The 15,456-nt window shown below is 73.2% G+C and carries 16 protein-coding genes; 8 read left to right on the forward strand and 8 right to left on the reverse strand.

The window, feature by feature from the left end; translation table 11 throughout:
* Nucleotides 1-23: 23 nt before the first annotated feature.
* Entirely contained in the window at nt 24-695 is a 672-nt protein-coding gene (locus tag ACZ6KF_RS30690) for a response regulator transcription factor (protein ID WP_356634981.1), read from the reverse strand.
* Between the two features lie 161 nt (nt 696-856).
* Nucleotides 857-2,059, reverse strand: coding sequence for a sensor histidine kinase (locus ACZ6KF_RS30695; RefSeq protein WP_356634983.1), 1,203 nt, complete (start codon nt 2,057-2,059; stop codon nt 857-859).
* 118 nt (nt 2,060-2,177) lie between these two features.
* Between ACZ6KF_RS30695 and ACZ6KF_RS30700 the strand changes: the two genes are divergently transcribed.
* Nucleotides 2,178-3,170 carry an SAM-dependent methyltransferase gene (locus ACZ6KF_RS30700; RefSeq protein ID WP_469241346.1) on the forward strand — a complete coding sequence of 331 codons (993 nt, stop codon included), beginning with the start codon at nt 2,178-2,180 and terminating at the stop codon, nt 3,168-3,170.
* A 16-nt stretch (nt 3,171-3,186) separates the two neighbouring features.
* On the opposite strand, the gene ACZ6KF_RS30705 is transcribed toward ACZ6KF_RS30700, so the two are convergent.
* Nucleotides 3,187-4,338, reverse strand: a complete 1,152-nt coding sequence (locus ACZ6KF_RS30705; protein ID WP_356634987.1) for an NADH-quinone oxidoreductase subunit D — start codon at nt 4,336-4,338, stop codon at nt 3,187-3,189.
* Between the two features lie 31 nt (nt 4,339-4,369).
* Here ACZ6KF_RS30705 and ACZ6KF_RS30710 point away from each other — a divergent pair, with 31 nt between their 5' ends.
* Nucleotides 4,370-4,873, forward strand: a complete 504-nt coding sequence (locus ACZ6KF_RS30710; RefSeq protein WP_356634989.1) for a PH domain-containing protein — start codon at nt 4,370-4,372, stop codon at nt 4,871-4,873.
* Nucleotides 4,870-6,198 carry a PH domain-containing protein gene (locus ACZ6KF_RS30715; RefSeq protein WP_356634991.1) on the forward strand — a complete coding sequence of 443 codons (1,329 nt, stop codon included), beginning with the start codon at nt 4,870-4,872 and terminating at the stop codon, nt 6,196-6,198. Before ACZ6KF_RS30710 ends, ACZ6KF_RS30715 begins: the two co-directional genes overlap by 4 nt.
* A gap of 198 nt (nt 6,199-6,396) precedes the next feature.
* Here the strand turns inward: ACZ6KF_RS30715 and ACZ6KF_RS30720 are convergent, their stop codons facing one another.
* Nucleotides 6,397-7,548, reverse strand: a complete 1,152-nt coding sequence (locus ACZ6KF_RS30720; RefSeq protein ID WP_469241349.1) for a hypothetical protein — start codon at nt 7,546-7,548, stop codon at nt 6,397-6,399.
* Between the two features lie 150 nt (nt 7,549-7,698).
* Between ACZ6KF_RS30720 and folP the strand changes: the two genes are divergently transcribed.
* The 5 genes from folP to ACZ6KF_RS30745 all read left to right on the forward strand — a co-directional run bounded on the left by folP (nt 7,699) and on the right by ACZ6KF_RS30745 (nt 10,799).
* The gene (gene folP, locus ACZ6KF_RS30725; RefSeq protein WP_469159610.1) at nt 7,699-8,565 is read left to right on the forward strand and encodes a dihydropteroate synthase; all 867 of its coding nucleotides are present in this window, start codon (nt 7,699-7,701) and stop codon (nt 8,563-8,565) included.
* The gene (locus ACZ6KF_RS30730; protein ID WP_356634997.1) at nt 8,562-9,065 is read left to right on the forward strand and encodes a nuclear transport factor 2 family protein; all 504 of its coding nucleotides are present in this window, start codon (nt 8,562-8,564) and stop codon (nt 9,063-9,065) included. The genes folP and ACZ6KF_RS30730 overlap by 4 nt, the downstream gene beginning before the upstream one ends.
* Before the next feature lie 228 nt (nt 9,066-9,293).
* The gene (gene folB, locus ACZ6KF_RS30735; RefSeq protein ID WP_356634999.1) at nt 9,294-9,653 is read left to right on the forward strand and encodes a dihydroneopterin aldolase; all 360 of its coding nucleotides are present in this window, start codon (nt 9,294-9,296) and stop codon (nt 9,651-9,653) included.
* The gene (gene folK, locus ACZ6KF_RS30740; protein WP_469241351.1) at nt 9,650-10,261 is read left to right on the forward strand and encodes a 2-amino-4-hydroxy-6-hydroxymethyldihydropteridine diphosphokinase; all 612 of its coding nucleotides are present in this window, start codon (nt 9,650-9,652) and stop codon (nt 10,259-10,261) included. The genes folB and folK overlap by 4 nt, the downstream gene beginning before the upstream one ends.
* Nucleotides 10,262-10,310: 49 nt before the next feature.
* A complete protein-coding gene (locus tag ACZ6KF_RS30745; RefSeq protein ID WP_469159609.1) occupies nt 10,311-10,799 on the forward strand; it encodes a DUF3180 domain-containing protein in 489 nt (162 codons plus the stop codon).
* Nucleotides 10,800-10,809: 10 nt separating this feature from the next.
* Here the strand turns inward: ACZ6KF_RS30745 and folE are convergent, their stop codons facing one another.
* From folE to tilS, 4 genes are all read right to left on the reverse strand, one after another.
* The gene (folE, locus tag ACZ6KF_RS30750) at nt 10,810-11,415 is read right to left on the reverse strand and encodes a GTP cyclohydrolase I FolE (RefSeq protein WP_356635005.1); all 606 of its coding nucleotides are present in this window, start codon (nt 11,413-11,415) and stop codon (nt 10,810-10,812) included.
* Between the two features lie 110 nt (nt 11,416-11,525).
* The gene (ftsH, locus tag ACZ6KF_RS30755) at nt 11,526-13,562 is read right to left on the reverse strand and encodes an ATP-dependent zinc metalloprotease FtsH (RefSeq protein WP_469177632.1); all 2,037 of its coding nucleotides are present in this window, start codon (nt 13,560-13,562) and stop codon (nt 11,526-11,528) included.
* 194 nt (nt 13,563-13,756) lie between these two features.
* Nucleotides 13,757-14,317, reverse strand: coding sequence for a hypoxanthine phosphoribosyltransferase (gene hpt, locus ACZ6KF_RS30760; protein ID WP_356635009.1), 561 nt, complete (start codon nt 14,315-14,317; stop codon nt 13,757-13,759).
* Nucleotides 14,318-14,393: 76 nt separating this feature from the next.
* Nucleotides 14,394-15,398, reverse strand: a complete 1,005-nt coding sequence (tilS, locus tag ACZ6KF_RS30765) for a tRNA lysidine(34) synthetase TilS (protein ID WP_469241353.1) — start codon at nt 15,396-15,398, stop codon at nt 14,394-14,396.
* Nucleotides 15,399-15,456 lie beyond the last annotated feature (58 nt).

The following is a 15,456-nucleotide window of genomic DNA, read 5'->3' on the forward strand; positions in this document are numbered from 1 at the left end:
GCGCCGCCCGCCGGTCAGCCGCGTCAGCCGCGCCCGCCGGCCCGCACCAGCCCCGTCTCGTAGGCGAGGACGACCACCTGCACCCGGTCCCGCAGCCCCAGCTTGGTCAGGATCCGGCCCACATGCGTCTTGACCGTCGCCTCGGACAGCACCAGACGCGCCGCGATCTCCCCGTTGGACAGCCCCTGCGCGACCAGCACCATGACCTCGCGCTCGCGTTCGGTGAGCCGCTCCAGCTCCTTGTGGCGGGGCTCCCCGCCGCTGCTGGGCAGCATCGGCGCGAACCGGTCGAGCAGGCGCCGGGTCGTGGAGGGGGCCACGACGGCGTCGCCGCTGTGCACCGAACGGATGGCGGCGAGCAGCTCGCCGGGCGGCACGTCCTTGAGCATGAAGCCGGAGGCGCCGGCCTTGAGCGCCGAGAAGGCGTACTCGTCCAGGTCGAAGGTGGTCAGGATGAGCACCTTGGGCGGATCGTCGTCGGCGCAGATGCGGCGGGTGGCCTCCACGCCGTCCAGCTTCGGCATGCGCACGTCCATCAGGACCACGTCGACGTCGGTCGCACGCAGCACCTGGAGGGCCTCGACGCCGTCGCCCGCCTCCGCGACGACCTCCATGTCCGGCTGGGCGGCGAGCACCATCCGGAACCCGGTGCGCAGCAGCACCTGGTCGTCGACGAGCATCACGCGGATCGTCATCGGGTCCTCTTCCGTGTCGGGGCGGGCCGTACGTCGGGCCCGGGCGGGGTGTCGCAGGGCGAGGCGACTGGGGTGGCGCAGGGGGTGGCTGGGGTGGCGCAGGGGGTGGCTGGGGTGGCGCAGGCGGTGTGACAGGTGTCAACGGGGGACATGCGTCGGCGTCAGTGCGCGGGTTTCAGCGGGAGCAGGGCACTGATCCGGAATCCTCCGCCCGGACGCGGGCCCGCGTCCAGCGTGCCGCCGACCATGCCGACCCGCTCGCGCATGCCGATCAGGCCGTGGCCCCGGCCGTCGACGCCGCCCTCCTCGTACAGCTCGTGCGGCGCACCCTTGCCGTCGTCCTCCACGAGCAGGCCGAGGCCGTCGTCGAAGTAGACCAGGCGCACGCTGGCGCCCGCGTTGGGCCCGCCGTGCTTGCGGGTGTTGGTGAGCGCCTCCTGCACGATGCGGTACGCGGTCAGCTCCACGCCGCTCGGCAGGGGGCGCGGCGTGCCCTCCACGCGGAAGTCCACGGGCAGTCCGGCGTCGCGGCACTGCTCCACGAGGTCCTTGATCTGCTCGACGTCGGGCTGCGGGACGTACTCCCCGCTCTCCTGGTGCTCGCCGGTGCGCAGCACGCCCAGCAGCCGGCGCATCTCGGCGAGGGCCTGCCGGCCGGTGGAGGAGATGGTCTCCAGGGCCTTGCGCGCCTGGTCCGGCGAGGAGTCGAGGACGTAGGCGGCGCCGTCGGCCTGCACCACCATGACGGACACGTTGTGCGCGACGACGTCGTGCAGCTCGCGGGCGATCCGCGCGCGCTCGGCGGCCACCGCCACCTTGGCCTGCGCCTCGCGCTCCGTCTCCAGCCGGGCCGCGCGCTCCTCCAGCTGGGCGAAGTAGGCGCGGCGGGTGCGGACGGAGTCGCCCAGGACCCAGGCCAGCGCGAAGGGGACGGTCTGGAAGATCGCGATGGCGACGTTGCCGAGGGCGCCCGTCGCGTCCTCCGGCCAGCGCAGCTGGGCCAGGGGCGCCGCGCACAGGCCGCCTATCAGGGCGAACCGGGACGCCCAGCGGTCGCCGTTGGCGGCCACGGTGTAGATGATCACCAGCATGGCGAAGTCGGCGGCCGTGGTCGCCACGTCCAGGGCGAGCTGGAGCACGCCCACACAGGCCGCCAGCACCAGCATCCTCTCCGGCATACGGCGGCGCAGCACGACCACCAGGCACAGCAGCAGCGTCACCGGGACGAGCAGGACGGGCAGGTCGGTCCCCGTCTCCTCCTGCCTCACCGTTCCGCCCGCGACGGAGATCCCGAACAGGACGAGGGCGAAGAAGCCGTCGACCCACGTCGGGTGGTTGCGGAGGAAGTCGTAGAGGCGTTGCACGTAACCCAGCGTAGGGAAGCCGGATGCGTGCGGGAGTCAACCGGAGGACCGATCCGCGGGGCCCCGGCGTACTCCGCAAGGTGGAGGTGCCGCTCGCCAGTGCGCCTAGCCTGACGCTGTGACGAACGAGACGACGCGGAGGCGGGAGTGGCGCGGCTGGCGGGCGGCCGCCGAGGACGCGCTGTACGGGCCGGGCGGCTTCTACCGCCGCCCCGAGGGCCCCGCGGGTCACTTCCGCACGTCCGTGCACGCCTCGCCCTTGTTCGCGGCGGCCGTGGCGCGGCTGCTGGAGCGGGTCGACGAGGCGCTGGGCCGGCCGGCCGCGCTGGACTTCGTGGACATGGCGGCGGGCCGGGGGGAACTCGTCGCCGGCGTGCTCGCCGCGCTGCCCGCCGGCGTGGCGGCCCGGACGCGCGCGTACGCCGTGGAGATCGCCGCGCGTCCGCCGGGGCTCGATCCCCGCGTGATGTGGCTGGCCGAGCCGCCTCGGACCGTCACGGGGCTGCTGTTCGCCAACGAGTGGCTGGACAACGTGCCCGTGGAGGTGGCGGAGGTGGACCCCGCGGGCACCGCGCGGGTGGTCCTCGTGGCCGACGACGGGTCCGAACGGCTCGGCGACGCGGTGTCGGGCGCCGAGGCGGACTGGCTCGCGCGGTGGTGGCCGCTGCCGGCCGAGGAGGGGCTGCGGGCGGAGATCGGGCTGCCCCGGGACGAGGCGTGGGCGTCGGTCGTCGCGCGGGTGCAGCGCGGGCTGGCCGTCGCCGTGGACTACGCCCACACGGCGGACGCGCGCCCCCCGTTCGGAACGCTCACCGGCTTCCGCGCGGGGCGCGAGACGGCGCCCGTGCCGGACGGGACCTGCGACATCACCGCGCACGTCGCCCTGGACGCCTGTGCCCTGCCCGGCGGGCGCCTGCTGCGGCAGCGCGACGCCCTGCACGCCCTCGGCATCACCGGCGCACGCCCTCCGCTCGCGCTCGCCTCCACCGACCCCGCCGGCTATGTGCGCGCCCTCGCGAGCGCCGGCGAGGCCGCCGAACTGACGGCGACCGGCGGGCTGGGCGACTTCGGCTGGCTGGTCCAGCCGGCCGGCGTCCCGGCCCTCCTGTGAACCGGCGGACCGGCGGCTACTTGTCGATGTCCCCCACCACGAAGAACATCGACCCCAGGATCGCCACCATGTCCGCCACCAGCGTCCCCGGCAGCAGCTCGGTGAGGGCCTGGATGTTGTTGTACGAGGCCGAGCGCAGCTTCAGCCGGTACGGCGTCTTGTCGCCCTTGCTGACGAGGTAGTAGCCGTTGATCCCCAGCGGGTTCTCGGTCCAGGCGTACGTGTGCCCCTCGGGCGCCTTGAGCACCTTCGGCAACCGCTGGTTGACCGGCCCCGGCGGCAGCTCGGCGATCCGGTCCAGACAGGCGTCGGCGAGGTCGAGGGCGTTGTGCGTCTGCCCCAGCAGGCACTCGAACCGGGCCAGGCAGTCGCCCTCCGTCCGGGTCACCACCTTCAGGGTGTCCTGGAGCTCCCCGTAGGCGAGATACGGCTCGTCGCGGCGCAGGTCGAAGTCGACGCCCGAGGCCCGCGCGATCGGCCCGCTCACCCCGTAGGCGTGCACGGTCTCCGGCGCGAGCGCGCCCACGCCCCGCGTGCGCCCCCGGAAGATCTCGTTGCCGAGCACCAGGTCGTCGAACACGTCCATGCGCGAGCGCACGTCGGCGACGGCTGCACGCGCGCGTGCCGTCCAGCCGGCCGGGAGGTCCTCCTTGAGGCCGCCGACCCGGTTGAACATGTAGTGCATGCGCCCGCCGGAGACCTCCTCCATCACGTTCTGCAGGACCTCGCGCTCCCGGAACGCGTAGAACATCGGCGTGATCCCGCCCAGCTCCAGCGGATAGGAGCCGAGGAACATCAGGTGGCTGAGCACGCGGTTCAGCTCGGCCAGCAGCGTGCGCGTCCACACCGCCCGCTCCGGCACCTCCATGCCGAGCATGCGCTCCACCCCGAGGACCACGCCCAGCTCGTTGGAGAACGCCGAGAGCCAGTCGTGACGGTTGGCCAGCATGATGATCTGCCGGTAGTCCCGCGCCTCGAACAGCTTCTCCGCGCCCCGGTGCATGTAGCCGATCACCGGCTCCGCGCTCGTGATGCGCTCGCCGTCCAGGAGCAGCCTCAGCCGCAGCACGCCGTGCGTGGACGGGTGCTGCGGGCCGATGTTGAGCACCATGTCGGTGCTCTCCGCCGCGCCGCCGATTCCGACCGTGGTCTCCGTCGTAGGAGTCATGGCCCCAGTCTCCCCTACGTACGCTGGCCGTATGGAGACGGGGAGCGTACGCGACGGTACGGAGGCGGGGATACAGCCGGCGTGGCGGGGACTGCCGCCGGGGCTGCTGCGGATGCGGCGGCTGCTGCTGGTGGTCTGGCTCGGCGTGCCCGCCCTCGCCGCGGGCCTGCTGCCTGGGCTGCTGGCCGGCCCGGCGTGGGCCGCGTGCGCGCTGGCGCCGCTGGCGGCGATGGCGTGGGGCTGGGTCCTCCTCGGCCGCAACTGGCGCTCCTGGCGGTACGCCGAACGCGCCGACGACCTGCTGATCAGCCGCGGTGTGCTGTGGCGGACGACGACGGTGGTGCCGTACGGACGGATGCAGCTGATCGAGGTCACCTCCGGCCCCGTCGAGCGGCACTTCGGGCTGGCCGGCGTGCAGTTGCACACGGCCGCCGCCGCGACCGACGCGACCATCCCCGGCCTCGACCCGGCCGAGGCGGAACGGCTGCGCGACCGGCTCACCGAGCTGGGCGAGGCCCGATCGGCGGGGCTGTGACCACGCCCGGCACGGACGTGCGCCGCACGGAGGGCGTGACCGAGCGGCGGTTGCACCCGGTCACCCCGCTGCGCCGGGCGTGGGCGCCGGTCGCCGTGTTCCTCGGCTGGGCGCTGCACGACCCGGACGGCACCCAGCGCCGGCTCTCCCAGCTGACCACGACCACCCTGCTCCTCGCCCTCGCGGTGCTCGTCCCGGGCGCCGCGCTGTACGGCTTCCTCAGCTGGTGGTTCACCCACTACGCGGTGACCGGGACCGAACTGCGCATCCGCACGGGCCTGGTGTTCCGCCGCACCGCCCACATCCGGCTGGAGCGCCTCCAGGCCGTCGACGTCACCCGCCCCCTGCTCGCGCGCGTGGCGGGCGTCGCGAAACTCCGGCTCGACGTCCTGGGCGCCGACCGCAAGGACGAACTCGCCTTCCTCGGCGAGGCAGACGCCCGTGCGCTGCGCGCCGAACTCCTCGCCCGCGCGGCCGGCTTCGCCCCGGAGACCGCCCACGAGGTCGGCGAGGCCCCCGCGCGGCGGCTGCTGCACGTACCGGGCGGTGTCCTCGCCGTGTCCCTGCTGCTGACCGGCGCGACCTGGGGGACCCTGGCCGCCGCGCTCGTCGTGCCGCCGGTGCTGTGGCTCCTCACCCACAGCCTGTGGACAGTGCTCGCGACGGCGCTGCCGCTGCTGGGCGCGGCCGGCGCGAGCAGCGTGGGAAGGTTCGTCGCCGAGTACGACTGGACGGTCGCCGAGTCGCCGGACGGGCTGCGCATCGACCGCGGCCTGCTGGACCGTGCCCACGAGACGGTGCCGCCGGGCCGGGTGCAGACCGTGCGCATCGTGGAGCCGCTGCTGTGGCGCCGGCGCGGCTGGGTGCGGGTCGAGCTGGACGTGGCCGGATCGTCCAACTCCGTGCTGCTGCCCGTCGCCCCGCGCGAGATCGCCGAGTCGGTCGTCGCGCACGTGCTGCCCGGGGTGACCGTGCCGCCCCCGGCCGCACTGTCCCGGCCGCCGCGCCGCGCCCGCCGTTGCGTGCCGCTGTGGTGGCGGGGGTACGGCTTCACCGCCACGGACGCCGTGTTCGCCGCCCGGCACGGACTGCTGCGCCGCAGCCTCGCCCTCGTCCCGCACGCCAAGGTGCAGAGCGTGCGGCTCACCCAGGGGCCCTGGATGCGCCGCTGCGGCGTCGCGGACGTCCACGTGGACACGGGAGCGGGCGGCACCGTCACGGCCCGCCTGCGGGACGCCGACGAGGCCGCACGGCTGCTGTGGGCCCAGGCCGAACGCTCCCGCACCGGACGCCACGACGCCCGACCCGACCGCTGGATGGCCTGAACCCGCCCACCGCCGACTCCACACGGACACAGGACCCGGCAGACCCCTACGGCCCGCCCGGCAGACCCTACGGCCCGCCCGACGAACACCGACGAAACCGCACGGCTCCTCCGGACACAGCCCGAACGCCCCCGCACCGGACGCCACGACGCCCGACCCGACCGCTGGACGGGCTGGACGCGCCCGCCGCGCGCGAGTTCAGGAGGCGGCGCTGCGCAGACCCTGGAGGTCGATCTGCTCCGTCTCGTCGTGCGCCGTCAGGTCGATCACCTGGCCGACCCCGCGCGACTCCTCGCCCGCCCGCCGGAACTCCGCCTCGGTCTCGGCCTCGTGCAGGTCGAGCGCCTCCCGGCCGACGACGTCGGCGAGGTCCTCGTTCTGCACGGCGTCCCGCAGCGCGCCGGTCCCGCCGTCCTTGGCCTTGGCGCCGAAGAAGTCGAAACCGCCCTCGACGGCCGGACGCCGTACCGGCACGGCGGCCGGGACGACCGCGACCGCGGTCGGCACGGTGAAGTGACCGGAAGCGTGCGGCGGGGTGGAGGCGGCGGCCGCGTGCTCCTGCCCGTCGGCCGCCTCGGACTTCCCCTGCGCCTCGTCCTCCCGCGCGGCCTCCGGCTGCGCGCCGCGATCGGCGCCCACGGGGACCGGGCCCGGGTCCGGGGACCCGGCACGTCCATCGGCGGTCCTGACGGCGTCCTTCGCCGCCGCGTCCTTGGCCGCAGCGCGGTCGGCGTCGAACCGGGCCAGGGCGGCCTGGGCGCGCCGGAACAGCCGAGCGCCCTCCGGGGAGGACAGGGCGGGCAGCCCCTGCGCGGGCTCGGCCGCCTCGGGGCGCTCCTCGGGGGCCGGGGCCTGGGCCGGCACCGGTGCCGGGGGCAGCGCCCGCGCGGGCACCGTGGCCTCGATCTCCAGCAGCCGGCGGCCCTCCAGGGCGCTCGCGCGCTCCGTCTCCGCCGTGGCGTACCGGCGCAGCAGCGCCGCGTGCTCGTTGCGCAGCCCCGCCAGCTCCGAGCGCTTCGCCCGCAGCCGCTTCTCGAGCTTGGCCCGCAGTTCGCGGGACTCCTCGAGGTCCGACTCCAGTTCGGCGACGCGTTCCTCGAAGCGCCACTCGTCACTGGCCCGCGCGCGGGTGAGATCGGCGACCCGCTTGCCCGCCTGCGTGTCCCAGTGACGCATGACGACCGCGCCGACGACGGCCGTCACCGCGCCGGCCGCCGCCAGCCCGCGCAGCACCATCGGCTCCGCGAACACCCAGGGACCGAGCGCGCAGACGAGGGAGACGCCCGCGATCGCCGACGGGGGCAGCAGCCTGTGCAGAGGCGGTGAATGGCGATGACGTCCACGTGGCATGGCCAGAAACTTACCGCGCGTAGGCGAATCCTGGTGCCCCGCACGGTAAAAACACGGCCACTCCACGGCGTTCGCCCGCGGACCTCGGGCCCCGGCCCGCCGCACCCCCGGATGACGGGCCGCCGGCCGCCGGGGGCCTACGCTGAACGTATGAGCAAGCAGAGCGGACGCGGGCGCGTGGCGGGCCTCCCCGAGTGGGACCGCTGCGCGGTCATGGGAGTCGTGAACGTGACCCCCGATTCCTTCTCCGACGGCGGCCGCTGGTTCGACACGACCGCCGCCGTCAAGCACGGCCTCGACCTGGTCGCGCGCGGCGCCGACCTGGTCGACGTCGGCGGCGAGTCCACCCGCCCCGGCGCCACCCGCGTCGACGAGGACGAGGAGCTGCGCCGGGTCGTTCCCGTGGTCCACGGGCTGGCCTCCGAGGGCGTCGTCGTCTCCGTCGACACCATGCGCGCCTCCGTCGCCGAGCGGGCCCTCGCCGCCGGCGCCGCCCTCGTCAACGACGTCAGCGGCGGCCTCGCCGACCCCGCGATGGTCCCGGTCGTCGCCGAGGCGGGGGCGCCCTTCGTCGTCATGCACTGGCGCGGCCTCCTGGAGGGCGCCAACGTCCGGGGCGTCTACGACGACGTCGTCGCCGAGGTCGTGAACGAGCTGCACGCGCGCGTGGAGGCCGTACTGGAGGGCGGCGTCGCCCCCGACCGGATCGTGGTCGACCCGGGCCTCGGCTTCTCCAAGGGCGCCGAGCACGACCTCGCCCTGCTCGCCCACCTGGACCGGCTGCGGGCGCTCGGCCGGCCGCTGCTGGTCGCCGCCTCCCGCAAACGGTTCCTCGGCCGGGTCCTGGCCGGACCCGAGGGCGCCCCACCGCCCGCGCGGGAGCGCGACGCCGCCACGGCCGCCGTCTCCGCCCTCGCGGCGCACGCCGGGGCGTGGGCCGTGCGCGTGCACGAGGTGCGCGCGACCGCGGACGCCGTACGCGTCGCACGCGCCGTGGAGGAGGCGCGCACCCCGTGAGCGCCGCCCACACCGACGTCGAGCAGGTGGAGGCCGCCAACACCGCCTTCTACGAGGCGCTGGAACGCGGCGACTTCGAGGAGGTGGCCTCCCTCTGGCTCACCCCCGCCGACCTCGGCGTCGACGAGACCTACCACGACCCCGCCGACACCGGCGTGGTCTCCTGCGTCCACCCCGGCTGGCCCGTCCTCACCGGCCGCGGCGAGGTGCTCCGGTCGTACGCGCTGATCATGGCGAACACCGACTACATCCAGTTCTTCCTCACCGACGTGCACGTCTCCGTCACCGGGGACACGGCCCTGGTGAACTGCACGGAGAACATCCTCAGCGGCGGCCCGGCGCCGGAGGACGGCGACGGGCCCGGCCCGCTCGTCGGCCAGCTGGTGGTCGCCACGAACGTGTTCCGCCGCACGCCCGACGGCTGGAAGCTCTGGGCCCACCACGCCTCCCCGGTACTGACCGAATCCGACGGGGAAGAGGACGACGAGACCCCCGCCTGAGCGGGTAGACGCCGCCTGTGAGACCGGACACGCGGGTGGACGGCCACCGGCCCGTGATCCGCCGGGTTCCCCGGGGGGAAACGCCCGGTGAACCCTCCCGGCCACGGCCGGGGCCCCCGCCCCGTGACCCGGCTCTGTCCGTGCCCGCAGGTAGATTCGTCCGAGGCCGGTGCGCCGTCCGCATCCGGCACGAGCCGGCCGCAACCGACGATTGCAGGAGTGATTCGCGTGGATCGTGTCGCGCTGAGCGGCCTCAAGGCCCGCGGGCACCACGGGGTGTTCCCCAAGGAGCGCGAGGAGGGCCAGATCTTCGTCGTGGACCTGGTCCTCGGCCTGGACACCCGGCCGGCGGCGGCCGACGACGACCTGACGAAGACCGTGCACTACGGCATCGTGGCGGAGGAGGTCGTGGCCGTCGTCGAGGGCGAGCCCGTCAACCTCATCGAGACGCTCGCCGAGCGCATCGCCCGCACCTGCCTGCGGCACGAGGCGGTCCAGGAGGTCGAGGTCCGCGTCCACAAGCCGGACGCGCCGATCACGGTCCCCTTCGACGACGTCACCGTCACCATCACCCGGAGCCGAGCATGACCGCGTCCTTCGCCGAGGGTCCCGCCGACCCGACCGTCCAGCCGGTGCCCGCCTCCGTCGTGGAGCAGGTCGACGCCGCCGACACCACCCTGCACGACCCCCGGCGGGCCGTGATCTCCATCGGCTCCAACCTGGGCAACCGGCTGGAGAACCTCCAGGGGGCCGTCGACGCCCTGGAGGACACGCCCGGCGTGCGCGTCAAGGCGGTCTCCCCGGTGTACGAGACCGAGCCGTGGGGCGTCGAGCCCGGCAGCCAGCCGTCGTACTTCAACGCGGTCGTGGTGCTCCGAACCACCCTGCCGCCGTCGTCGCTGCTGGAGCGGGCGCACGCCGTCGAGGAGGCCTTCCACCGGGTCCGCGACGAGCGCTGGGGTCCGCGGACCCTCGACGTGGACATCGTCGCCTACGCCGACGTCGTCTCCGACGATCCGCACCTCACCCTGCCCCACCCGCGCGCCCACGAACGCGCCTTCGTCCTCGCCCCCTGGCACGACGTGGACCCCGAGGCTGGCCTGCCCGGCCGGGGCGCCGTGGCCGATCTGCTGGGCGCCGTCACCCGCGAAGGCGTCACGCCGCGCGCCGACCTGGAACTCCGGCTGCCCGAGTAGTCGTTAAGGTCAGACGACCACTGGGACGGCCGGGGAGCGAAGGAACACCGTGAGAGAACTGCGCATCGGGCTGCTGGCCGGGGTGTTCGTCGTCGCGGGGGTGCTGTCCTGGGCGGGCGCACGCCTGTGGAACTCGGTGGGGACGCTCCCCGGCGTGCCCCTGGCCGCCCCCGTCGTCCTGGCCCTGATCGCCGTGGTGCTGCTCGCCACCGCGCTGTCCCTGCGCGCCCGCCTGAGAGCCCAGCGCGAACGCCGCCCCGGCGCCAAGGGCGTCGACCCGCTGATGGCGGCCCGCGCGGTGGTCTTCGGCCAGGCCAGCGCCCTGGTCGCCGCTCTGGTCGCCGGCATGTACGGCGGCACGGGCGTCTTCCTGCTGGAACTGCTCGACATCCCCGCCCGCCGCGACCAGGCCGTCTACGCGGGCGCCTCGGTGGTGGCCGGCATCGCGGTCATAGCGGCGGCGATCTTCCTGGAGCGCGTGTGCAAGCTCCCGGAGGACGACGACCCCAACACCCCGGGCACCGCTCCGGCGGCGTGATCCCCGAAGGTCAGCGGGCCATGATCAGGCTCATGGCCTCGTTGCGGGTGGCCGCGTCCCTCAGCTGACCGCGCACCGCGGACGTGAGGGTCTTGGCGCCGGGCTTGCGGATGCCGCGCATCGACATGCACATGTGCTCGCACTCCACGACGACGATCACGCCCCGCGGCTCCAGGATCTCCATCAGGGAATCGGCGATCTGCGTAGTGAGACGTTCCTGCACCTGAGGCCGGCGGGCGTACACGTCCACCAGCCGGGCCAGCTTCGACAGGCCGGTGATCTTCCCGGTCGTCGCCGGGATGTAGCCGACGTGGGCGACCCCGCGGAACGGCACCAGATGGTGTTCGCAGGTGCTGTACACCTCGATGTCCCGCACCAGGACCATCTCGTCGTGCCCGATGTCGAACGTCGTCGTCAGGACGTCCTCGGGCTTCTGCCACAGACCGGCGAATATCTCCTTGTACGCCCGCGCCACCCGTGCCGGCGTCTCCCTGAGCCCCTCGCGGTCCGGGTCCTCGCCGACCGCGATCAGGAGTTCGCGAACGGCGTTCTCGGCCCGCTTCTCGTCGAACTGGCCGATCTGGCCCTCGCCGTCCAGCGTGACGGGGTCGGTCATCTGATGCCTCGTTCCTGTGTCTCATGGCTGCGGACATGCGAAAACGCCGCGTCCCCCAGGCTAGAACCTGGGGGACGCGGCATCCATTCCGGGCTGGACCAGCTCTCCGGTCAGCTTTCCGGGCGCTCCTCCGGAGTGCGCTCGGCGGACGGGGCGGGCTCCGTCGCCGTGCTCTTCGCGGTGATCGCCGCCGTCGCGCCGTTGGCGCCGTTCGTCAGTGCCAGCTCCTTGGGGGAGAGCACCGGCGGGCGGGTGGACGGCGTGCGCCGCGAGGAGCCGGTCCACGCGGGACGCGGCGGGCGCTTGACGATGGTGGCGAAGATCTCGGCGATCTCCTCCTTGCCCAGCGTCTCCTTCTCCAGCAGGGCGAGGACGAGGTTGTCGAGGACGTCGCGGTTCTCGACCAGGATCTCCCAGGCCTCGTTGTGCGCCGTCTCGATGAGCTTCTTGACCTCTTCGTCGACGAGCGCGGCGACCTCTTCCGAGTAGTCGCGCTGGTGGGCCATCTCACGCCCGAGGAACGGCTCGCTGTTGTCGCCGCCGAACTTGATGGCGCCCAGCCGCTCCGTCATGCCGTACTGCGTGACCATCGCGCGGGCCAGGTTGGTGGCCTTCTCGATGTCGTTGGCGGCGCCGGTGGTCGGGTCGTGGAAGACCAGTTCCTCGGCCGCGCGCCCGCCCAGCATGTAGGCCAGCTGGTCGAGCATCTCGTTGCGGGTCGTGGAGTACTTGTCCTCGTCGGGCAGCACCATCGTGTAGCCGAGGGCGCGGCCGCGGGACAGGATCGTGATCTTGTGGACCGGGTCGGAGTTCGGGGAGGCCGCCGCGACCAGGGCGTGTCCGCCCTCGTGGTACGCGGTGATCTTCTTCTCCTTGTCGGACATGATCCGGGTCCGCTTCTGCGGGCCCGCCACGACGCGGTCGATCGCCTCGTCCAGCATCTTGTTGTCGACCAGCTTCTTGTCGCTGCGGGCCGTCAGCAGCGCGGCCTCGTTCAGCACGTTGGCCAGGTCGGCGCCGGTCATGCCGGGCGTGCGCCGGGCGACGGCCGACAGGTCGACGTCGGGCGCGACCGGCTTGCCCTTCTGGTGGACCTTGAGGATCTCCAGCCGGCCCTGCATGTCCGGGCGGTCGACGGCGATCTGGCGGTCGAAGCGGCCGGGGCGCAGCAGCGCCGGGTCGAGGATGTCGGGCCGGTTGGTGGCGGCGATCAGGATGACGCCGCCCTTCACGTCGAAGCCGTCCATCTCGACGAGCAGCTGGTTCAGCGTCTGCTCGCGCTCGTCGTGACCGCCGCCGAGGCCGGCGCCGCGGTGGCGGCCGACCGCGTCGATCTCGTCCACGAAGACGATGGCGGGGGCGTTGGCCTTGGCCTGCTCGAACAGGTCACGGACCCGGGAGGCACCGACGCCGACGAACATCTCGACGAAGTCGGAGCCGGAGATCGAGTAGAACGGCACGCCCGCCTCGCCGGCGACGGCCCGCGCGAGCAGGGTCTTGCCGGTGCCGGGAGGCCCGTAGAGCAGCACGCCCTTGGGAATCTTGGCGCCGACGGCCTGGAACTTGGCCGGCTCCTGGAGGAACTCCTTGATCTCCTGGAGCTCCTCGACGGCCTCGTCCGCGCCGGCGACGTCGGAGAACGTCGTCTTGGGGGTGTCCTTGGTGATCAGCTTGGCCTTGGACTTCCCGAAGTTCATCACTCGGGAGCCGCCGCCCTGCATCTGATTCATCAGGAACAGGAACACGACCACGATCAGGACGAAGGGCAGCAGGGAGAGCAGGATCCCGACGAACGGGTTCTGCTTGGACGGCGAGACGGTGTAGCCGTCCGGGATCTGCTTGTCCTGGTACTTGGTCTGCAGCGTGTTGGCGATGGTCACGCCCTGGTCGCCGATGTAGCTCGCCTGGATCTTCGAGCTGCCCTCGACCTCTACGCCGTCCTTGAGCTGGAGCTTGACCGTCTGCTCGTCGCCGGTGGTCAGCTTGGCCGACTCGACCTTGTTGTCATTGATCGCCTGGACGACCTGGCCGGTGTCCACCGTCTTGTAGCCGCCGGACGAGCCGACGACCTGCATCAACACGACCACGGCAAGGACGGCCAGCACGATCCACATGACCGGCCCACGGAAGTATCGCTTCACGTCCATCCATACGGAGCGGTGCCGCCCCGTCCCTCCTGCCATAGTGAGTTTGATAAGACAGTTCTTCTGACGGTACCCCAGCATCGCCGTCCGAAGCCGCACGGGAATGCTGGCGAACCCGTCTGCATGCTCCAACGGCGCGGGACCCGCCGGGGTTCCCGATCGTCCCGCAACGGCCGCTCTTGTGGCTCAGCCGCCGGTCAGCCGCCGTACACGTGGGGCGCGAGCGTACCGACGAACGGCAGATTCCGGTACTTCTCGGCGTAGTCGAGGCCGTAGCCGACGACGAACTCGTTGGGGATGTCGAAGCCGACCCACTCCACGTCGATGGCGACCTTCGCGGCGTCCGGCTTGCGCAGCAGGGTGCACACCTTCAGCGACGCCGGCTCGCGGGAGCCGAGGTTGGAGATCAGCCAGGACAGGGTCAGACCGGAGTCGATGATGTCCTCGACGATCAGGACGTGCTTGCCCTTGATGTCGGTGTCGAGGTCCTTGAGGATCCGCACGACGCCGGAGGACTGGGTGCCGGCGCCGTAGGAGGAGACGGCCATCCAGTCCATGGTGACGGGGGTGGACAGCGCCCGGGCGAGGTCGGCCATGACCATCACCGCGCCCTTGAGCACGCCGACGATCAGCAGGTCCTTGCCCTCGTACTCCGCGTCGATCTTCGCGGCCAGCTCCGCCAGCTTCGCGTCGATCTCTTCCTTGGTGATGAGCACCTGCTTGAGGTCGGCACCCATGTCTTTCGCGTCCACCCGCATCACTTTCGGTCGTCCCGTCCCACCGGCCGTCCGGAGGTCCGTGGCCCGCGCGAGCGGGCCGGCGGGACGTCCGGAGTCAGCCTTGCCGAATCACCAGTCTGCCACCCTGGCGCTGGGCGACGACTCGGCCGGGGAGGTTGATGGCCCCCTGGCCGCGCCAGCCGGTGATCAGCCGGTCGACCTCCTCGATGTGCCGCGCGAACAGCGATCCGGCCGGGGCGCCGGCCTCGATGGCGGCCCTGCGCAGGATGCGGCGGCGTACGGCGGGCGGCAGGGCGTAGAGCTTGGCGCACTCCAGGCGGCCGGCCGCGTCCCGGACGGTGGCCTCGGCCTGGCCGGCCCAGGTGTCGAGGGCGTCGGCGTCGTCCCTGGAGAGCTGGGCCGTACGGGCGAGGGCCTCGACCACGCCCTTGCCGAGCGCCTTCTCCAGGGCCGGGAGCCCTTCGTGGCGCAGCCGGGAGCGGGTGTAGGCGGGGTCGGCGTTGTGGGGGTCGTCCCAGACCGGCAGGGACTGGACCATGCAGGCCTTGCGGGCGGTCTGGCGGTCGAGCTGGAGGAAGGGACGGCGGTAACGGCCGCCGGCCCCCGAGACCGCGGCCATTCCCGACAGGGAGCGGATGCCGGAGCCGCGGGCGAGACCGAGCAGCACGGTCTCGGCCTGGTCGTCGCGGGTGTGCCCGAGCAGCACGGCGGTGGCGCCGTGGCGGTCGGCGGCGTCGTCCAGGGCGGCGTAGCGGGCGTCGCGGGCGGCGGCTTCGGGGCCGCCGTCGCGGCCGACGGTCACCGCGGCGGACTCGACCGGGTCGAGGCCGAGTTCGCGCAGGCGCTGGACGACCTCGGCTGCGCGCTGGTCCGAGCCGGACTGCAGACCGTGGTCGACGGTGACGCCGCCGGCGCGGATGCCGAGCTTGGGGGCCTCGAAGGCGAGCGCGGAGGCGAGGGCCATGGAGTCGGCCCCGCCGGAGCAGGCGGCGAGGACGAGCGGGCCCTGCGAGGGGTGGGGGTGTTGTCCGGTGAGGATGTCGTGGAGGACGCGGCGGACCGCCAGGCGTATCGCCGCGACCGCAGGATGGGGACCCATGTCCGGTTCCCTTCATGAAGGTTCGGGGGGTGAGCCCGAGGTTCGGTCACTCAGAGTG

Source organism: Streptomyces sp. NPDC046379 (assembly GCF_055587785.1).